Genomic DNA, 19713 nt, shown 5'->3' with positions numbered 1-19713 from the left:
CCCTCGGTTTCAGCGTTCACGTCAAGATCGCCGGGGTCGCTGTGCGACCCTTTCGCGACACAAGGCCGCTCCTACAGGGGAGGGCGTTGGTCGGCTGCAAAAATCGCAGGCAAGAAAAAACCCACTAGCAAGCTAGTGGGTTTTTGTATGGTGCCCAGGAGAAGACTCGAACTTCCACGACCGTTAAGTCACTGATACCTGAAACCAGCGCGTCTACCAATTCCGCCACCTGGGCAAAGCTTTGCATCATCTGAGGAAGGCGACTATCGTTCGCTTTCACACAGTAGTAACAGATCCTTGGTCATCTGTTACTTGAAAAATTTGGTGCCCAGGAGAAGACTCGAACTTCCACGGCCGTTAAGCCACTGATACCTGAAACCAGCGCGTCTACCAATTCCGCCACCTGGGCACACATTCGAGATTACAAGATGCTTTACAGCGTCGTTCATCTCTACTACAACTTCGGGGTTGTCCGTCGTTGTGGTGCGCACTATACGGACGCTCCTGATGCCTGTAAACCCCCCGAACGAAAAAAAATTCAAAAAATTCAACTTGTTGATTCCGCAGGCCTATTGCCGCACGACGGACACACTGCCGGGGCTGTCCAAGGCTGACATTTCCGGTTTCAATACGCCTATGCCAGAATTCCACTCTATATACCCCAAGGTGAATCCTTTCTGATGGCCGATTGGCAATCCCTCGATCCCGAGGCCGCTCGCGAAGCGGAAAAATACGACAACCCCATCCCCAGCCGTGAGCTGATCCTGCAGCGCCTCGCCGACCGTGGCGAACCGGCTGCCCGCGAACAGCTGGCCGAGGAGTTCGGTCTTTATGAAGAAGACCAGATCGAAGCCCTGCGCCGCCGCCTGCGTGCCATGGAGCGCGATGGTCAGCTTATCTATACCCGGCGCGGCACCTATGCCCCGGTGGACAAGCTCGACCTGATCTGCGGCCGCGTATCCGGCCACCGTGATGGTTTCGGCTTCCTGATCCCCGACGACGGCAGCGAGGACCTGTTCCTCAGCCCGGCGCAGATGCGCCTGGTGTTCGATGGCGACCGCGGCCTGGCCCGGGTGTCCGGCGTCGACCGCCGTGGCCGCCGTGAAGGCGTGCTGGTCGAAGTCATTTCCCGCGCCCATGAAAGCGTGGTCGGCCGCTACTTCGAAGAAGGCGGCATCGGCTACGTGACCCCGGACAACCCGAAGATCCAGCAGGAAGTGCTGGTCACCGCCGGGCGCAACGGCGGCGCCAAGATCGGCCAGTTCGTCTCGATCAAGATCACTCACTGGCCAACTCCGCGCTTCCAGCCCCAGGGCGACGTGATCGAGGTGATCGGCAACTACATGGCGCCGGGCATGGAGATCGACATCGCCCTGCGCAGCTATGACATCCCGCATGTCTGGCCGCAGGACGTGATCAAGGAAGCGCGCAAGTTCCGCTCCGAAGTCGAGGAGAAGGACAAGGAAAAGCGCGTCGACCTGCGCCATCTGCCGTTCGTCACCATCGACGGCGAGGACGCCCGCGACTTCGACGACGCCGTCTATTGCGAACCGCTGGGCAAGCTGCGCCTGTTCTCCGGCGGCTGGCGCCTGTACGTGGCGATCGCCGACGTCTCCAGCTACGTGCGCCTGGGCTCGGCCCTGGACGTCGAGGCCCAGCAGCGCGGCAACTCGGTGTACTTCCCCGAGCGCGTGGTGCCGATGCTCCCCGAGGAGCTGTCCAACGGCCTGTGCTCGCTGAACCCGCACGTCGATCGCCTGGCCATGGTCTGCGAAATGACCATGAACAAGGCCGGCCAGATGGTCGACTACCAGTTCTACGAAGGGGTGATCCACTCCCACGCGCGCCTGACCTACAACAAGGTCAGCAGCATGCTCGAACATGCCCGTACCCGTGAAGGCAAGGCGCTGCGCGAGGAATACAAGGAAGTCCTGCCGGACCTGAAGAACCTGTACAACCTGTACAAGGTGCTGGTCGACGCCCGTCACACCCGTGGCGCGATCGACTTCGAAACCCAGGAAACCCGGATCATCTTCGGCGAAGACCGCAAGATCGACGAAATTCGTCCGACCGTGCGCAACGATGCCCACAAGCTGATCGAGGAATGCATGCTGGCGGCCAACGTCGCCACCGCCGAGTTCCTGCAGAAGCACAACGTGCCTGCGCTGTACCGCGTGCACGACGGTCCGCCGCCGGAGCGCCTGGAAAAACTGCGCGCCTTCCTCGGCGAGCTGGGCCTGACCCTGCACAAGGGCAAGGACCCATCGCCCAAGGACTACCAGCAACTGCTGGCGAGCATCGCCGGGCGTCCGGACTTCCACCTGATCCAGACCGTCATGCTGCGCTCGCTGAGCCAGGCGGTGTACAGCGTCGAGAACAACGGCCACTTCGGCCTGAACTACGAAGCCTACACCCACTTCACCTCGCCGATCCGCCGTTACCCGGACCTGCTGGTGCACCGTGCCATCCGCAGCGTGATCCGCTCCAAGGTCGATACCCCGCACGTCAAGCGTGCCGGCGCCATGAGCATCCCCAAGGCGCGCATCTACCCGTACGACGAGAACACCCTCGACCAGATGGGCGAACAGTGCTCGATGACCGAGCGCCGCGCCGACGAGGCCACCCGCGACGTGGTCAACTGGCTCAAGTGCGAGTACATGCGTGACCGCGTGGGCGAGACCTTCCCTGGCGTGATCACCGCGGTGACCGGTTTCGGCCTGTTCATCGAGCTGACCGACATCTATGTCGAAGGCCTGGTGCATGTCAGCGCCCTGCCGGGCGACTACTACCACTTCGACCCGGTACACCACCGTCTGTCGGGCGAGCGCAGCGGCCGCAGCTTCCGCCTGGGCGACACGGTCGAGGTCAAGGTCATGCGCGTCGATCTCGAACAGCGCAAGATCGATTTCGAGATGTCCGAGGCCACCGTCAACGCGCCGGTCGGCCGCAAGTCCGCCGCGCCTGCCGGCAAGGCCGCGGCGGAGCCGGCAGCGGCGCCCGAGGCGAAGATCTCGCCCAAGCCGCGCAGCCGCAAGAGCGAGACCGCCGAGGCGTACTTCCCGAAAGACGCGGTGCAGCGTAACGCCGAGGTGCGCAAGAGCCGCGAGATGAAGAAGGCGCTGATGAGCGACGCCAAGCACAGCGCTCACGCCGGCGGCAAAGCGGAGAAGGGCGCCAAGGCGTCGGGCAAGACCAAGCATCGCAAGGGGCCGTCGAAGTCCGGCGCGCCACGAAAGGGCAAGAGCAAGTCATGAGTCAGCTGGAAAAGATCTACGGTGTGCATGCCGTGCAGGCGCTGCTGCAGCACCACCCCAAGCGCGTCAAGCAGATCTGGCTGTCCGAGGGGCGCAGCGAACCGCGCATCCAGGCCTTGCTGGCCCTGGCCGCGGAAAACCGCGTCCAGGTCGGCCAGGCCGAGCGTCGTGAGCTCGACGCCTGGGTCGAGGGCGTGCACCAGGGCGTGGTCGCCGAGGTGAGCCCGAGCCAGGTGTGGGGCGAACTGATGCTCGAGGAGCTGCTCGAACGCACCGAGACGCCGCCACTGATCCTGGTGCTCGATGGTGTCACCGATCCGCACAACCTTGGCGCTTGCCTGCGCACTGCCGATGCTGCCGGTGCCACCGCCGTGGTGATTCCCAAGGACAAGTCCGCGAGCCTGACCGCCGTGGTGCGCAAAGTGGCCTGCGGCGCCGCGGAAGTGATTCCGCTGGTGGCCGTGACCAACCTGTCCCGCACCCTGGAAAAACTCCAGCAGCGTGGCCTGTGGGTGGTGGGCACTGCCGGCGAGGCCGAGCAGGAGATCTACCAGCAGGACCTGACCGGTCCATTGGTGATGATCATGGGCGCCGAAGGCAAGGGCATGCGCCGTCTGACCCGCGAGCACTGCGATTTCCTGGTCAAGCTGCCGATGGCGGGCAGCGTCAGCAGCCTGAACGTCTCGGTGGCGACCGGGGTGTGCCTGTTCGAGGCCGTGAGGCAGCGTCAGATCAAGCGCTGATGGCTTGATATCGGGCAGCGTGGGAGCGGGCTTGCCCCGCGATGGTGGTGGACTCGACATCGTATCGCGGGGCAAGCCCGCTCCCACGTTCCATGGTTGCCCGCGAAATGTGTTTCCGGCTGTTCAAATATTCGCCAATCACCTTGCTTGTCCCCCCGGCCTTCTCTACAATTGCGCCCCTTGCCAGCTGGCCGGTGCGCATGCGCCTACACGCCGGGGCAAGACTTACAGTGTCATTCACTCCTTGTCTGACCAGATTCGCTGGCAGACTACTAACCCGTAAGGAGCATTCATGCGTCATTACGAAATCATCTTCCTGGTTCACCCGGACCAGAGCGAGCAAGTCGGCGGCATGGTTGAGCGTTACACCAAGCTGATCGAAGAAGACGGCGGCAAGATCCACCGTCTGGAAGACTGGGGCCGTCGTCAACTGGCCTACGCAATCAACAATGTTCATAAGGCTCACTACGTGATGCTGAACGTTGAGTGCACCGGCAAGGCCCTGGCCGAGCTGGAAGACAACTTCCGCTACAACGATGCCGTGATCCGTAACCTGGTCATCCGTCGTGACGAAGCCGTTACCGGCCCGTCCGAGATGCTCAAGGCAGAAGAGAACCGCAGCGAGCGCCGTGAGCGTCGCGAACGTCCTGAGCATGCTGATGGCGCCGAAGGCGACGACAGCAATGACAGCGACAACAGCGATAACGCTGACGAGTAATCCACGGACCTTTTGAGGAGCCAATCACATGGCACGTTTCTTCCGTCGTCGTAAATTCTGCCGCTTCACTGCTGAAGACGTGAAAGAGATCGACTTCAAAGATCTCAACACCCTGAAAGCTTACGTATCCGAAACCGGCAAGATCGTTCCAAGCCGCATCACCGGTACCAAAGCTCGTTATCAGCGTCAGCTGGCTACCGCTATCAAGCGCGCCCGCTTCCTGGCCCTGCTGCCCTACACCGACAGCCACGGCCGCTGAGACCGGGTCGTCGACTTAAGTAGCAAGGGATAAGCATGCGAGCGTTGGCAAGTTTCATCATGCGCGGTCGTGTGCAGGCCACCCTGGTGGTGGTCATCAGCGCGGTACTGCCGCTGCTGTTCTGGTTGAGTGCCGCCGCCGGGAGCCTGGTGCTCCTGCGGCGCGGGTTCAAGGACGCGTCATCGGTTATCGCCTGGGGCCTTTTGCCAGCGTTGATCATCGCGTTCTTCGGCGAACCGAGCACCTTGCTGGTGCTGTTGGGAACGCTGGGTCTGGCCGCCTTGTTGCGGGCCGGGCATTCCTGGACCCGGGTGCTGCTGTCCAGTGTCGCATTAGGCTTGCTGTACAGCCTGATCCTGGACGCGGTGATGCGCGAGACCTTCGAGGTGCTGGCCAAGGCGCTTGAAAAAGCCCTGCCGCAGATCGAGGGCCAACCGGTGCTACCTGGTGAGCTGATCGGCCCGTTGCTGGTCGCTTCCAGTGCGGTAATGCTGCAGCTGTTCAGCCTGCTGGCTTTGATGCTGGCGCGCTATTGGCAGGCTGCGTTGTACAACCCCGGCGGTTTCGCCCGCGAGTTTCGCGAGCTGAGGCTGCCGCTGGTGCCAATGCTGGTGCTGGTGTCATTGATGGTGCTGGGCCCGTTCCTCGGGTCGTCGTTCATCGTCCTGGCCTCCGCCTCCAGCCTGGTGCTGCTGCTTGCTGGCATCGCCCTGGTTCATGGGCTGGTGGCGCAGCGGCGACTGGCCGGTTTCTGGCTGGTGGGGATGTACGTGACGCTGCCGCTGCTCATGCAGCTGATGTATCCGTTGCTCGTGGTTTTGGCCATTGTCGACAGCCTGATTGATTTTCGCGGTCGCAAGTCCCCTTCACAGGGTGACGACTCCGCGAACGGTGAAGGTTAAAAGTTAAGAGGTTTTACCAAATGGAACTGATCCTGCTGGAAAAAGTCGCCAACCTGGGCAACCTGGGCGACAAAGTAAACGTTAAGGCTGGTTACGGCCGTAACTTCCTGCTGCCATTCGGCAAGGCCACCGTTGCCAACGCCGCCAACCTGGCCGCGTTCGAAGAACGCCGCGCCGAGCTGGAAAAAGCCGCAGCAGACAAGAAAGCTTCGGCTGAAAGCCGCGCTGCCCAACTGGCCGAGCTGGAAGTGACCATCACTGCCACCGCTGGCGACGAAGGCAAGCTGTTCGGTTCGATCGGCACCCACGACATCGCTGACGCCCTGACCGCCTCCGGCGTTGAAGTGGCCAAGGCTGAAGTTCGTCTGCCGAACGGCACCATCCGTCAGGTTGGCGAATACGACGTAGCCGTGCACCTGCACAGCGACGTTGAAGCCACCGTACGTGTGGTCGTCGTAGCTGCCTAAGCTGCGCTGACCGGCTGGCTCCCTGTGGGTCAGACGGTTAACATCGGGCACGGTCCTGTGTTGAACAGGCCGTGCCCTTTGTCTTTTTCATCCCCCAGAATTCTTTCGTGGCCATGAACGAGATCACCACCCCCGAACAGCTCGACCTGCAAACCGCCGCCCTGAAGGTGCCGCCGCATTCCATCGAGGCTGAACAAGCCGTGCTCGGTGGCCTGATGCTGGACAACAACGCCTGGGAGCGGGTGCTGGACCAGGTGTCGGACGGCGATTTCTACCGGCATGACCACCGCCTGATCTTCCGCGCCATTCACAAGCTGGTGGACGCGAACCAGCCGTTCGACGTGGTGACCCTGCACGAGCAGCTGGACAAGGAAGGCGTGTCCACCCAGGTCGGTGGCCTGGCGTACCTGGCCGAGCTGGCCAAGAACACCCCGTCGGTGGCCAACATCAAGGCCTACGCCGCGATCATCCGCGAGCGGGCCACGTTGCGTCAGCTGATCAGCATCAGCACTGACATCGCCGACAACGCCTTCAACCCCCAGGGGCGCAACGCCGAGGAGATCCTCGACGACGCCGAACGGCAGATCTTCCAGATCGCCGAGGCGCGGCCGAAGACCGGTGGCCCGGTGGGGGTCAACGAGCTGTTGACCATGGCCATCGACCGCATCGACACGCTGTTCAACTCCGACAGCGACATCACCGGCGTGTCCACCGGTTTCACCGACCTGGACGAGAAGACCAGCGGCCTGCAGGCGGCCGACCTGATCATCGTCGCCGGCCGTCCGTCGATGGGCAAGACCACCTTCGCCATGAACCTGGTGGAAAACGCCGTGTTGCGCAGCGACAAGGTGGTGCTGGTGTTCTCCCTCGAGATGCCCGGTGAATCGCTGATCATGCGTATGCTCTCGTCGCTCGGGCGGATCGACCAGACCAAGGTACGTTCCGGCCAGCTGGACGACGATGACTGGCCGCGCCTGACCTCGGCGGTGAACCTGCTCAACGACCGCAAGCTGTTCATCGACGATACCGCCGGTATCAGCCCCTCGGAGATGCGTGCGCGTACCCGCCGGCTGGCCCGCGAGCATGGCGAGATCGCCATGATCATGGTCGACTACCTGCAGCTGATGCAGATTCCGGGTTCGGCCGGTGACAACCGGACCAACGAGATTTCCGAGATCTCCCGCTCGCTCAAGGCGCTGGCCAAGGAGTTCAACTGCCCGGTGATTGCCCTGTCGCAGCTCAACCGCTCCCTGGAGCAGCGCCCCAACAAGCGCCCGGTCAACTCCGACCTGCGTGAATCGGGTGCGATCGAGCAGGACGCCGACGTGATCATGTTCGTCTACCGCGACGAGGTGTATCACCCCGAGACCGAGCACAAGGGCGTGGCCGAGATCATCATCGGCAAGCAGCGTAACGGCCCTATCGGCTTCGTGCGCCTGGCGTTCATCGGCAAGTACACCCGCTTCGAGAACCTCGCCCCGGGCATGTACAACTTCGACGACGACGAATAAAGCCCTCGGGCTGGACTTGGCCCCCTGTGGGAGCGGATCGTGGGAGCGGGCTTGCCCCGCGATTGCTTTGTTGAAGCATCCACCGCCATAGCGGGGCAAGCCCGCTCCCACAGTGATATTTGTTCGCATGCATGAATCCGACCACTACCGTCGGATTTGGTCAAAATTTGTGCTATATTCCGCGCCCGCGATTTTCCTGCACATTAGAACCGGTCACTGACATGCAAGCAGCCAAACCACTCTACGACTATCCCAAGTACTGGGCCGAATGCTTCGGACCAGCGCCTTTCCTGCCGATGAGCAGGGAGGAGATGGATCAGCTCGGCTGGGATTCCTGCGACATCATCATCGTGACCGGCGACGCCTACGTCGACCATGCGTCGTTCGGCATGGCCATCATTGGCCGCCTGCTGGAAGCCCAGGGCTTTCGCGTAGGCATCATCGCCCAGCCGAACTGGCAGTCGAAGGACGACTTCATGAAGCTCGGCGAGCCGAACCTGTTCTTCGGCGTCGCGGCGGGCAACATGGACTCGATGATCAACCGCTACACCGCGGACAAGAAGATCCGTTCCGATGACGCCTACACCCCCGGCGGCATGGCTGGCAAGCGTCCGGACCGTGCCAGCCTGGTGTACAGCCAGCGCTGCAAGGAAGCCTACAAGCACGTGCCGATCGTGCTCGGCGGCATCGAGGCTTCGCTGCGCCGCATCGCCCACTACGACTACTGGCAGGACAAGGTCCGCCACTCGATCCTGGTCGACGCCAGCGCCGACATCCTGCTGTACGGCAACGCCGAGCGGGCGATCGTCGAGGTCGCCCAGCGCCTGTCCCAGGGTGAAAGCATCGAGCACATCACTGACGTGCGCGGCACCGCGTTCATTCGCCGCGACACCCCGCAGGGCTGGTTCGAGATCGACTCCACCCGCATCGACCGTCCGGGCCGGGTCGACAAGATCATCAACCCGTACGTGAACACCCAGGACACCCAGGCCTGTGCCATCGAGCAGGCCAAGGGCGAGCAGGAAGACCCGAACGAAGCCAAGGTCGTGCAGATCCTCGACAGCCCGAGCGTCACCCGCGAGAAGTCGGTGATCCGCCTGCCGTCGTTCGAGAAGGTACGCAACGACCCGGTGCTCTACGCCCACGCCAACCGCGTGCTGCACCTGGAGACCAACCCTGGCAACGCCCGCGCCCTGGTGCAGAAGCATGGTGACGTGGATGTGTGGTTCAACCCGCCACCCATTCCCATGACCACCGAGGAAATGGACTACGTATTCGGCATGCCGTATGCGCGTATCCCGCACCCGGCCTATGGCAAGGAGCGCATCCCGGCCTACGAGATGATCCGCTTCTCGGTGAACATCATGCGTGGCTGCTTCGGTGGCTGCACCTTCTGCTCGATCACCGAGCACGAAGGCCGGATCATCCAGAACCGCTCCCACGAGTCGATCCTGCACGAGATCGAGGAGATGCGTGACAAGGTGCCGGGCTTCACCGGCGTGGTCTCCGACCTCGGCGGCCCGACCGCCAACATGTACCGCATCGCCTGCAAGAGCCACGATATCGAGAAGCACTGCCGCAAGCCGTCGTGCGTGTTCCCGGGCATCTGCGAGAACCTCAACACCGACCACAGCTCGCTGATCGAGCTGTATCGCAAGGCCCGTGCCCTGCCGGGGGTGAAGAAGATCCTGATCGCCTCGGGCCTGCGCTACGACCTGGCGGTCGAGTCGCCGGAATACGTGCGCGAGCTGGTCACCCACCACGTTGGCGGCTACCTGAAGATCGCCCCGGAGCACACCGAGCGTGGTCCGCTGGACAAGATGATGAAGCCGGGCATCGGCACCTACGACCGCTTCAAGCGCATGTTCGAGAAGTTCTCGAAGGAAGCCGGCAAGGAGCAGTACCTGATCCCGTACTTCATCGCCGCGCACCCGGGCACCACCGACGAAGACATGATGAACCTGGCCCTGTGGCTCAAGGGCAATGGCTTCCGCGCCGACCAGGTGCAGGCGTTCTACCCCTCGCCGATGGCCTCGGCCACCGCCATGTACCACTCGGGCAAGAACCCGCTGCGCAAGGTCACCTACAAGAGCGAAGGGGTGGAGATCGTCAAGAGCGAGGAGCAGCGCCGCTTGCACAAGGCGTTCCTGCGCTACCACGATCCGAAGGGCTGGCCGATGCTGCGTGAAGCGCTGCAGCGCATGGGCCGCGCCGACCTGATCGGACCGGGCAAGCACCAGCTGATCCCGCTGCACCAGCCGCAGACCGACAGCTACCAGAGCGCCCGGCGCAAGAACTCGACGCCGGCCGGCAGCCACAAGGTGGGCAAGGACCAGAAGATCCTCACCCAGCACACTGGCCTGCCACCGCGCGCCAGTGATGGCAGCAAGCCGTGGGACAAGCGCGAGAAGGCCAAGGCCGAGGCGTTCGCCCGCAACCAGCAGGCGGCCAAGGAGCGTAAAGAGGCAGCCAAGGGCGGCAAGGGCAAGAAGCCGCGCCAGCCGGTCATTCCGCGCTAACGCCAGTGGCAGGATAGTCCTTTGTGGGAGCGGGCTTGCCCCGCGATTGCAATGTTGGATTCACCATCGCAATCGCGGGACAAGCCCGCTCCCACAAGGCCGATGTTTGCCGGGATCAATCCGGCTGCTTGTCGACCCACTTCGGCAACACCGGCGATTCGAACCGATCCATCCCGTCCAGCAGCTCATCCGGCTGCTGCCCAAGCAACAGCATCGCCCGATGCTGCGGCCGCACGAAGCCCTCCTCGACGATATGGTCGAGGAACCCGCCCAGCTTTTCATAGAACCCGTTCACATCCAGCAGCCCCAGCGGCTTGGCGTGATAGCCCAGTTGCCCCCAGGTCCATACCTCGAACAGCTCCTCCAGCGTGCCCAGGCCACCCGGCAGGGCGATGAAGGCATCGCTGAGCTCGGCCATGCGCGCCTTGCGCGCGTGCATGCCGTCCACCACCTCGAGGCGGGTCAGGCCCTTGTGGCCGATCTCGGCGTTCATCAGACTCTGGGGAATGATGCCGATGACTTCGCCACCAGCAGCCAGCGCGGCATCGGCGACGGTGCCCATCAGGCCGACCGCGCCACCACCGTAGACCAGGGTCAGGCCACGGCGGGCGATGGCCTGGCCCAGGGCCACGGCGGCTTCGCGATAGGCGGGGTTGGCACCGATGCTGGCGCCACAGAAGACACAAACGGAACGTACAGGCATTGCTTATCTCCCTTTACATGCGCGCACAGGGTAAGGCGCATGCCTGTCGCTTCCAAGGGGGAGGTCACTCGGGGCGGGCGAACTCGCAGATGGCGCCACTGGCGCCGTGGGCGTAGGCGGCGAGCAGGCTGTTCATGAAGCTGGAAAGGGACATTTCATTCAACTCCTAAATGAGAGGTTGTCCCATCGTCTATCAAGAGGGCATGATGTGCACTTTGATTGGTTGTATACAATCCATTGAACAAATCTACTGCCTGGCCACTTGACACCCCTTGACCCACATCAGGTACGGGCGTCCGGTTTTCAGGCAGTCTCGCAATTGATAAAACCCTGCCAAGGAGATTCATGATGTTTGCGAAAGCTGTAGCGGTATCCCTGCTGACCCTCGCCAGCGCCTCTGTCTTTGCCGCCGACTGCAAGGTGACTGTCGACTCGACCGACCAGATGTCGTTCAACACCAAGGAATTCACCATCGACAAGAGCTGCAAGACCGTCGAGATCGAACTGACCCACGGTGGCAGCCTGCCGAAGAACGTCATGGGCCATAACCTGGTGATCAGCAAGACCGCCGACATGCAGGCCATCGCCACCGAAGGCATGTCGCAAGGCCTGGACAAGGACTACATCAAGGCCGACAACGCCGCGATCATCGGCCACACCAAGATGATCGGTGCCGGCGAGAAGGACACCATCAAGCTCGACACCTCGAAGCTGGAAGCCGGTGGCGACTACAGCTTCTTCTGCACCTTCCCGGGCCACATCTCGATGATGAAGGGCAAGGTTGTCGTCAAGTAATCAAAACCTGACGCAGTACCCTGTGGGAGCGGGCTTGCCCCGCGATGGCGATGGTGAAATCACCGATGTCATCGCGGGGCAAGCCCGCTCCCACGTTCAACCTCATGCTATTCAGGGCGCGAACGGCAGCTCGCGCTTGTGCTGGGTCTTGCGGTAGGTGGCGACGATGATGTCGAACGCTGCCTGATCGACCGGCTGCCCATGCAGGAATGCATCGATCTGCTGGTAGGTCACGCCGTGTGACGCCTCGTCCGGCTTGCCCGGCTCGAGGTCTTCCAGGTCCGCGGTCGGCACCTTCTCCACCAGCGACTCTGGCGCGCCGAAGCTGCGCGCGATGGCCCGCACCTGGTTCTTCACCAGCCCGCTCAGCGGCGCCAGGTCGCACGCTCCGTCACCGAACTTGGTAAAGAACCCCATCACCGCCTCAGCGGCATGGTCGGTGCCGATCACCAAACCCGCCCGGGCGCCGGCGACGGTGTACTGGGCGACCATGCGCGTGCGCGCCTTGACGTTGCCGACGACGAAGTCCACCAGGGTCGGCGAGCCATTTTTCAGCGCCTGAACTTCCGCGGCCAGGGCCTTCACCGCCGGGGCGATGTCGATGGTGTGCACCTCGTCGGCCTTGATCACCTCCAGGCAGGCCTGGGCGTCATGCTCGTCATGCTGCACTTGATACGGCAGGCGCACGGCGATGAAGGTGTAGGCCTTGTCGCCGGTTTCGCTGCGCAGCTCGTTGATGGCGCGCTGGGCGAGCAGGGCGGCGGTCAGCGAGTCGACGCCGCCGCTGATGCCCAGTACCAGGGTCTTGAGCCGGGCATTGGCCAGGCAGTCCTTGATGAAGGCCACGCGCCGGGCGACTTCCCGCTCGAGCGCGGTGGCGTCTGCGAACGGCGGCTGCACCTTGAGCGCCCGGGCAATCTCTTGCTGAACGGCTTGCATGGGTTACTCCTTGCTGGGGACTTTGAATACGTGACGCAGGTAGGCGACGAAGTTCGCGTCGCGGCACTGGGTCTTGGCGGCTTCGTCGGAGATCTTCGCCACCGGCGAGCCGTTGCAGTCGGTCATTTTAAGCACGATGTTCATCGGTGCCACACCGGGGATGTCGCAGGTCAGGTTGGTGCCGATACCGAAGCTGACATTGATGCGCCCGCGCAGGGCCCGGAAGATCTCCAGCGAGCGGGTCAGGTTCAGGCCGTCGGAGAACACCAGGGTCTTGGTCATCGGGTCGATCCCCAGCTTCTGGTAGTGGGCGATGGCCTTCTCGGCCCAGGCCACCGGCTCGCCCGAGTCGTGGCGCAGGCCGTCGAACAGCTTGGCGAAGTACAGGTCGAAGTCCTGGAGGAAGGCATCCATGGTGATGCAGTCGGTCAGGGCGATACCGAGCAATCCACGGTATTCGCGGACCCAGCAGTCCAGGGCGGCGATCTGGCTGTCGATCAGCCGCGGGCCGAGCTGCTGGTGGGCCATGATCCACTCGTGGGCCATGGTGCCCAGGGGCTTGATATCCAGTTTCCATGCCAGGTCGACGTTGCTGGTGCCGACGAAACGGCCCGGGAACTCATCGCGCAACACCCGCACCACCTCTTCCTGGACGCGGCTGGAGAAGCGCCGGCGGGTGCCGAAGTCGGCCACCTGCAGGTGGGCCAGTTCGTCGTCGCTGGCGTGGGCGCGCAGCCAGTCGAACTTGCGGTGCAGCTGGTCACGGGCTTCGGCCAGGCGCATGCGCGGGTGCAGGTGGCGGTTGCGCACCTCGCTGATGATCGCCAGCAATGGCACCTCGAAGAGGATCACATGCAGCCAGGGGCCGCGCAGGCGCAGGAACAGCTGATCGTTTTCGATGCCGATGCGCACATAGCGCAGGTTGAAGCGGAACAGGCGCAGGAAGCGCAGGAAGTCCGGCTTGAGGAAGCTGATGCGTTCGAGGAAGGCCAGTTGATCGTCATCCAGGGTCAGCTCGCTGAGCAGTTCGAGCTGGTTGCGGATCTCGCCCAGGTAGGGCCGCAGGTCCTCGCCATTGCGGCAACGGAATTCCCATTCGACGTCGGCGTCCGGGTAGTTGTGCAGGACCGCCTGCATCATCGTCAGTTTGTAGAAGTCGGTGTCGAGCAGGTTGTGCACGATGCGCTCGGCGAATGCGCTCTCGCTCATCAGGGGGAAGCTCCAAGGCGGGCAATGGCGACCATTGTGCCAGATCGCGGGGCAAGCCCGCTCCCACGGCGCCCGCGATCATGGCCTTTGCAGGTAATTTTCCGTGCGCCAGCTAGCCTTCTAACGGTGCCGCCTGTAGCAGTCACGCACCAGCGGTGTGCAGTTCGGTGACGTCCGCTGTTACAGGTCGGTTGCACGTTAACACTCGCAAGGGTTGCAATGATGGCGTTCGATGGTTGCTCCTTGTCTAGGCGTGTCGGTAGCGCTTGCTCCGCAGTAGACGGTTGCACGCTCAATAAAGAAAAGGCCGCCGGTCGCCTCTGTTCACCCCCTGTCGTGTGTTTTCCCGGAAGACAAAACCACTGGCACGGCCCTTGCTCGGAGCACAGGGCTGAGAAGTTGTAGTGCCAACCAAAAAAAATACTCTAGGAGCACCACCTCATGTCGCAGACGTTTTACAAGAAAGGTTTCCTGGCACTGGCCGTAGCCACGGCACTGGGTGTTTCTTCGTATGTTCAGGCCGACATCAAGATCGGCGTCGCGGGTCCCATGACCGGGGCCAACGCAGCGTTTGGCGAGCAGTACATGAAAGGTGCACAGGCAGCAGCCGATGTGATCAACAAGGCCGGTGGCGTGAACGGCGAGAAGATCGTCCTGGTCAAGGGCGATGACGCCTGCGAGCCGAAGCAGGCCGTGGCCGTGGCCAACCGCCTGGTCGACCAAGACAAGGTGGCGGGCGTGGTTGGTCACTTCTGCTCCTCCAACACCATCCCCGCTTCCGAGGTCTACGACGAGGCCGGCGTGATCGCCATCACCCCAGGCTCGACCAACCCGCAGGTCACTGAACGCGGCCTGTCCGCGATGTTCCGCATGTGCGGCCGTGACGACCAGCAGGGCATCGTCGCCGGCAACTACATCGTCGATGTGCTCAAGGGCAAGAAGGTCGTCGTGCTGCACGACAAGGACACCTACGGCCAGGGCCTGGCCGACGCGACCAAGGCGCAACTGGAAAAACGTGGCGTCAAACCTGTGCTGTACGAAGGCCTGACCCGTGGCGAGAAGGACTTCAGCGCCGTGGTCACCAAGATCCGCGCCGCCGGTGCCGACGTCGTCTACTTCGGCGGCCTGCACCCCGAGGCCGGTCCGCTGGTACGCCAGCTGCGCGAGCAGGGCCTGAAGGATGTGGCGTTCATGTCCGACGACGGCATCGTCACCGACGAACTGGTGGCCACCGCCGGCGGCGCCCAGTACACCAACGGCGTGTACATGACCTTCGGCGCCGACCCGCGCCTGCTGCCCGACAGCAAGACCGTGGTGGAAGAGTTCCGCAAGAACGGCACCGAGCCTGAAGGCTACACCCTGTACGCCTACGCTTCGGTCCAGGCCCTGGCCGCCGCCTTCAACGGCGCCAAGTCGAACAAGGGCGAGGACGCCGCCAAGTGGCTGAAGGCCAACCCGGTCAAGACCGTCATGGGCGAGAAGAAGTGGGACCAGAAGGGCGACCTGACCGTCTCCGACTACGTGGTCTACCAGTGGGATGCCAACGGCAAGTACCACCAGCTGGAAAAACAAAAATAACAATGGCCAACGGCCCGTGTGCGTTTCGCACCGGGCCGTAGCCCCGCGGTACCTGTCATTGTCAGTAGATCTGCACAGTTCTGCGCTGCGAGGGCCGTTGCATCCGGATCCTGCGTGGTCGGCGCTCGTGCAATCTCAATCAGGTGAGATTGCGTTATGGATGGTATTTTCCTGCAGCAACTGGTCAACGGCCTGACCCTCGGGTCGGTCTACGGCCTGATCGCCATCGGCTACACAATGGTCTATGGCATTATCGGCATGATCAACTTCGCGCACGGCGAGGTGTACATGATCTCCGCGTACCTCGCGGCGATCAGCCTGGCATTGCTGGCCTACTTTGGTATCGAGTCGTTTCCGCTGCTGATGCTGGGCACCCTGTTGTTCACCATCGTCGTTACCGGCGTCTATGGCTTCACCATCGAACGCATCGCCTACAAACCCCTGCGCAACTCCACCCGCCTGGCCCCGCTGATCAGCGCCATCGGCATCTCGCTGATCCTGCAGAACTACGCGCAGATCAGCCAGGGCGCCCGCCAGCAAGGCGTGCCAACCCTGCTCGAAGGCGCCATGCGCATCGAGGTGGGCACCGGCTTCGTGCAACTGACCTACACCAAGATCTTCATCCTGGTGGCCGCCTTCGCCGGCATGGCGCTGCTCACCTACGTCATCAAGTACACCAAGCTCGGGCGGATGTGCCGGGCGACGCAGCAGGATCGCAAGATGGCCTCGATCCTGGGCATCAACACCGACCGGGTGATCTCCTACGTGTTCGTCATCGGTGCGGTGATGGCCGCGCTGGCCGGCGTGCTGATCACCATGAACTACGGCACTTTCGACTTCTACGCCGGCTTCATCATCGGCATCAAGGCGTTCACCGCCGCGGTGCTCGGCGGCATCGGCTCGCTGCCGGGGGCGATGCTCGGCGGCATCATCCTGGGGATCTCCGAGTCGTTGTTCTCCGGCCTGATCAACTCCGACTACAAGGACGTGTTCAGCTTCTCGCTGCTGGTGATGATCCTCATCTTCCGTCCCCAAGGCCTGCTGGGTCGCCCGCTCGTGGCTAAGGTGTGAACATGTCCGCTGCCAATTCTGCCTCTGTTGCCCAAACCAAAGGTTTCGACCTCAAACGCAGCCTGCTGGAGACGATCGTCGCCGGCCTGCTGGCCCTCATCGTCTTCGGTCCGGTCGTCGGCGTGGTGCTCGACGGCTACAGCTTCAACGCCGAGCCGGCCCGCGTGGCCTGGCTGGTCGGCGGCGTGATGATCGGGCGCTTCATCCTCAGCCTGTTCCTGCAGACACCGACCGGCCAGCGCATGCTCCAGGGCTTCGACAGCGGTGGCTCGGGTGTGCATGTGCTGGCGCCGGACTACAAGTCGCGGCTGCGCTACATCATCCCGGCGCTGATCGTCATCGCCATCGTGTTCCCGGTGTTCGCCAACAAGTACCTGCTGACCGTGGTCATCCTCGGCCTGATCTACGTGCTGCTGGGCCTGGGCCTGAACATCGTGGTGGGCCTGGCAGGCCTGCTCGACCTGGGCTACGTGGCGTTCTACGCCATCGGCGCCTACGGCCTGGCCCTCGGCTACCAGTACCTGGGCCTGGGCTTCTGGAGCGTGCTGCCGCTGGCGGCGATCGCTGCCGCGTTGGCCGGGTGCATCCTCGGCTTCCCGGTGTTGCGCATGCACGGCGACTACCTGGCCATCGTCACCCTGGGCTTCGGCGAGATCATTCGCCTGGTGCTGAACAACTGGCTGTCGTTCACCGGCGGCCCGAACGGCATGCCGGCGCCGTCGCCGACCTTCCTGGGGCTGGAGTTCGGCCGTCGGGCCAAGGACGGCGGAGTGCCGATCCATGAGTTCTTCGGCTTCGATTACAACCCCAACCTGAAGTTCGTGTTCATCTACGCCGTGCTGTTCCTGGTGGTGCTGGCGGTGCTGTACATCAAGCACCGGCTGACCCGCATGCCGGTGGGCCGCGCCTGGGAGGCCCTGCGCGAGGACGAGATCGCCTGCCGCTCCATGGGCCTGAACCATGTGCTGGTCAAGCTCTCGGCGTTCACCCTGGGCGCTTCCACCGCCGGTTTGGCCGGGGTGTTCTTCGCCACCTACCAGGGCTTCGTCAACCCGTCGTCGTTCACCTTCTTCGAGTCGGCGCTGATCCTGGCCATCGTCGTGCTTGGCGGCATGGGTTCGACCGTGGGCGTGGTGATCGCGGCATTCGTGCTGACCGTGGCCCCGGAGCTGCTGCGCAGCTTTTCCGAGTACCGGGTGCTGCTGTTCGGCGTGCTGATGGTGCTGATGATGATCTGGCGACCGCGGGGGCTGATCCGCATCAGCCGTACCGGCGTGGTCCCGCGTAAAGGAGTGGCGCCATGAGCGAGGAAATCATTCTGTCGGTCGACAACCTGATGATGCAGTTCGGCGGCATCAAGGCGCTCAGCGATGTCAGCCTGAAGGTCAAGCGCAACCAGATCTTCGCCCTGATCGGCCCCAACGGCGCCGGCAAGACCACCGTGTTCAACTGCCTCACCGGCTTCTACAAGGCCAGCGGCGGACGTATCGAGCTCAACGTGCGCGGCAGCCACACCAACGTCATCCAGCTGCTCGGCGAGCGCTTCCAGGCGGCGGACTTCGTCTCGCCGGCGCGCTTCGCCAACCGCCTGTACTACAAGATGTTCGGCGGTACCCACCTGGTCAACCGCGCAGGTCTTGCCCGCACCTTCCAGAACATTCGCCTGTTCAAGGAAATGTCGGTGGTGGAAAACCTGCTGGTGGCCCAGCACATGTGGGTCAACCGCAACCTGCTGGCCGGCGTGCTCAACACCCCGGGCTACCGCAAGGCCGAGAGCGACGCGCTGGACCATGCGTTCTACTGGCTGGAGGTGGTCGACCTGGTCGATTGCGCCAACCGCCTGGCTGGCGAGCTGTCATACGGCCAGCAGCGGCGCCTGGAGATCGCCCGGGCCATGTGCACGCGACCGAAGATCATCTGCCTGGACGAGCCGGCCGCCGGCCTCAACCCGCAGGAGACCGAGGCCCTGAGCCGCATGATCCGCGTGCTGCGCGACGAGCACGACATCACCGTGGTGCTGATCGAGCACGACATGGGCATGGTCATGAGCATCTCCGACCATATCGTCGTGCTCGACCATGGCAACGTGATCGCCGAGGGCACCCCGCAGGACATCCGCCACAACCCGACGGTGATCGCCGCCTACCTGGGTGCAGACGAAGAGGAGCTGATATGAGTGCGCCCATTCTCGAGTTGAAGGACCTGGATGTGTTCTACGGGCCGATCCAGGCCCTGAAGAAAGTCTCGATGCACATCAACGAAGGCGAGACGGTGAGCCTGATCGGTGCCAACGGCGCGGGCAAGTCGACACTGCTGATGTCGATCTTCGGCCAGCCGCGGGCGGCCTCCGGGCAGATCGTCTATCGCGGCACCGACATCACCCGCAAGTCGTCGCACTACATTGCCTCCAACGGCATCGCCCAGTCTCCGGAAGGGCGCCGGGTGTTCCCCGACATGACCGTCGAGGAGAACCTGATGATGGGCACCATTCCGATTGGCGACAAACATGCCGGTGAAGACATGCAGCGCATGTTCGAGCTGTTCCCACGGCTCAAGGAACGGCGCAACCAGCGCGCCATGACCATGTCCGGCGGCGAGCAGCAGATGCTCGCCATCGCCCGGGCGCTGATGAGCCGGCCCAAGCTGCTGCTGCTCGATGAGCCCTCGCTGGGGCTGGCACCGATCGTGGTCAAGCAGATCTTCTCCACCCTGCGCGAGCTGGCGCAGACCGGCATGACCATCTTCCTTGTGGAGCAGAATGCCAACCATGCGCTGAAGCTGTCGGACCGGGCCTATGTGATGGTCAACGGGCAGATCCGCATGACCGGGACGGGGCAGGAGTTGTTGGTCAATGAGGAGGTGCGTAACGCCTATCTGGGCGGGCACTGATTTACGTTCCACAGATCGCGGGGCAAGCCCGCTTCCACAGGTGCCGGTTGGGTCTGTGGGAGCGGGCTTGCCCCGCGATGCGTTTTATGTCAAACGGCGGATGTGGACAACTTGTCGCATATCTTTCTTGAAGCGCTCCACAAGTCCACTGCAACC

General features: G+C 63.0%; 17 protein-coding genes and 2 tRNA genes. 14 read left to right on the top strand and 5 right to left on the bottom strand.

Annotated features, from left to right (window positions below; genetic code table 11):
* Window positions 1-148: 148 nt before the first annotated feature.
* Window positions 149-235, bottom strand: a tRNA-Leu gene (locus HU735_RS15810).
* 87 nt (window positions 236-322) lie between these two features.
* Window positions 323-409: transfer RNA gene (locus tag HU735_RS15805), tRNA-Leu, on the bottom strand.
* A gap of 271 nt (window positions 410-680) precedes the next feature.
* Between HU735_RS15805 and rnr the strand changes: the two genes are divergently transcribed.
* The 8 genes from rnr (at window position 681) to HU735_RS15765 (ending at window position 10373) form a co-directional block, all read left to right on the top strand.
* Entirely contained in the window at window positions 681-3254 is a 2574-nt protein-coding gene (gene rnr, locus HU735_RS15800) for a ribonuclease R (RefSeq protein WP_186714257.1), read from the top strand.
* On the top strand, window positions 3251-3997 hold the full coding sequence (gene rlmB, locus HU735_RS15795; protein ID WP_186714256.1) for a 23S rRNA (guanosine(2251)-2'-O)-methyltransferase RlmB: 747 nt from the start codon (window positions 3251-3253) through the stop codon (window positions 3995-3997). The genes rnr and rlmB overlap by 4 nt, the downstream gene beginning before the upstream one ends.
* A gap of 292 nt (window positions 3998-4289) precedes the next feature.
* Complete coding sequence (rpsF, locus tag HU735_RS15790) at window positions 4290-4715, top strand: 30S ribosomal protein S6 (protein WP_011535936.1); 426 nt, start codon at window positions 4290-4292, stop codon at window positions 4713-4715.
* 28 nt (window positions 4716-4743) lie between these two features.
* Window positions 4744-4974, top strand: coding sequence for a 30S ribosomal protein S18 (rpsR, locus tag HU735_RS15785; RefSeq protein WP_003249563.1), 231 nt, complete (start codon window positions 4744-4746; stop codon window positions 4972-4974).
* Between the two features lie 35 nt (window positions 4975-5009).
* A complete protein-coding gene (locus tag HU735_RS15780; RefSeq protein ID WP_186714255.1) occupies window positions 5010-5876 on the top strand; it encodes a hypothetical protein in 867 nt (288 codons plus the stop codon).
* Between the two features lie 20 nt (window positions 5877-5896).
* On the top strand, window positions 5897-6343 hold the full coding sequence (rplI, locus tag HU735_RS15775) for a 50S ribosomal protein L9 (RefSeq protein WP_011535934.1): 447 nt from the start codon (window positions 5897-5899) through the stop codon (window positions 6341-6343).
* 113 nt (window positions 6344-6456) lie between these two features.
* Entirely contained in the window at window positions 6457-7854 is a 1398-nt protein-coding gene (gene dnaB, locus HU735_RS15770) for a replicative DNA helicase (protein WP_023629368.1), read from the top strand.
* Window positions 7855-8075: 221 nt separating this feature from the next.
* On the top strand, window positions 8076-10373 hold the full coding sequence (locus tag HU735_RS15765) for a YgiQ family radical SAM protein (protein ID WP_186714254.1): 2298 nt from the start codon (window positions 8076-8078) through the stop codon (window positions 10371-10373).
* A 115-nt stretch (window positions 10374-10488) separates the two neighbouring features.
* On the opposite strand, the gene HU735_RS15760 is transcribed toward HU735_RS15765, so the two are convergent.
* Window positions 10489-11076: a TIGR00730 family Rossman fold protein gene (locus tag HU735_RS15760; RefSeq protein ID WP_186714253.1), complete on the bottom strand. Its 588-nt coding sequence runs from the start codon at window positions 11074-11076 to the stop codon at window positions 10489-10491.
* A gap of 348 nt (window positions 11077-11424) precedes the next feature.
* Here HU735_RS15760 and azu point away from each other — a divergent pair, with 348 nt between their 5' ends.
* Entirely contained in the window at window positions 11425-11871 is a 447-nt protein-coding gene (azu, locus tag HU735_RS15755; protein WP_050707129.1) for an azurin, read from the top strand.
* 111 nt (window positions 11872-11982) lie between these two features.
* On the opposite strand, the gene nadE is transcribed toward azu, so the two are convergent.
* Window positions 11983-12810: an ammonia-dependent NAD(+) synthetase gene (gene nadE, locus HU735_RS15750; protein ID WP_186714252.1), complete on the bottom strand. Its 828-nt coding sequence runs from the start codon at window positions 12808-12810 to the stop codon at window positions 11983-11985.
* 3 nt (window positions 12811-12813) lie between these two features.
* On the bottom strand, window positions 12814-14019 hold the full coding sequence (pncB, locus tag HU735_RS15745) for a nicotinate phosphoribosyltransferase (protein WP_186714251.1): 1206 nt from the start codon (window positions 14017-14019) through the stop codon (window positions 12814-12816).
* A 441-nt stretch (window positions 14020-14460) separates the two neighbouring features.
* On the opposite strand from pncB, the gene HU735_RS15740 reads away from it, so the two are divergent.
* From HU735_RS15740 to HU735_RS15720, 5 genes are all read left to right on the top strand, one after another.
* Window positions 14461-15597 carry a branched-chain amino acid ABC transporter substrate-binding protein gene (locus HU735_RS15740; protein ID WP_050707126.1) on the top strand — a complete coding sequence of 379 codons (1137 nt, stop codon included), beginning with the start codon at window positions 14461-14463 and terminating at the stop codon, window positions 15595-15597.
* Window positions 15598-15753: 156 nt separating this feature from the next.
* Entirely contained in the window at window positions 15754-16668 is a 915-nt protein-coding gene (locus tag HU735_RS15735) for a branched-chain amino acid ABC transporter permease LivH (RefSeq protein ID WP_186714250.1), read from the top strand.
* 2 nt (window positions 16669-16670) lie between these two features.
* Window positions 16671-17972, top strand: coding sequence for a high-affinity branched-chain amino acid ABC transporter permease LivM (gene livM, locus HU735_RS15730; protein WP_050707125.1), 1302 nt, complete (start codon window positions 16671-16673; stop codon window positions 17970-17972).
* On the top strand, window positions 17969-18844 hold the full coding sequence (locus HU735_RS15725; RefSeq protein ID WP_186714249.1) for an ATP-binding cassette domain-containing protein: 876 nt from the start codon (window positions 17969-17971) through the stop codon (window positions 18842-18844). Before livM ends, HU735_RS15725 begins: the two co-directional genes overlap by 4 nt.
* The gene (locus HU735_RS15720) at window positions 18841-19557 is read left to right on the top strand and encodes an ABC transporter ATP-binding protein (RefSeq protein WP_028688239.1); all 717 of its coding nucleotides are present in this window, start codon (window positions 18841-18843) and stop codon (window positions 19555-19557) included. Before HU735_RS15725 ends, HU735_RS15720 begins: the two co-directional genes overlap by 4 nt.
* The last annotated feature ends 156 nt before the right edge of the window (window positions 19558-19713 follow it).

Source organism: Pseudomonas sp. BW16M2 (assembly GCF_014268865.1).
Taxonomy (GTDB): Bacteria; Pseudomonadota; Gammaproteobacteria; order Pseudomonadales; family Pseudomonadaceae; genus Aquipseudomonas; species Aquipseudomonas peradeniyensis.
Note: the sequence above shows the minus strand (reverse complement) of the source record. Positions and strands in the feature narration are given on the sequence as shown.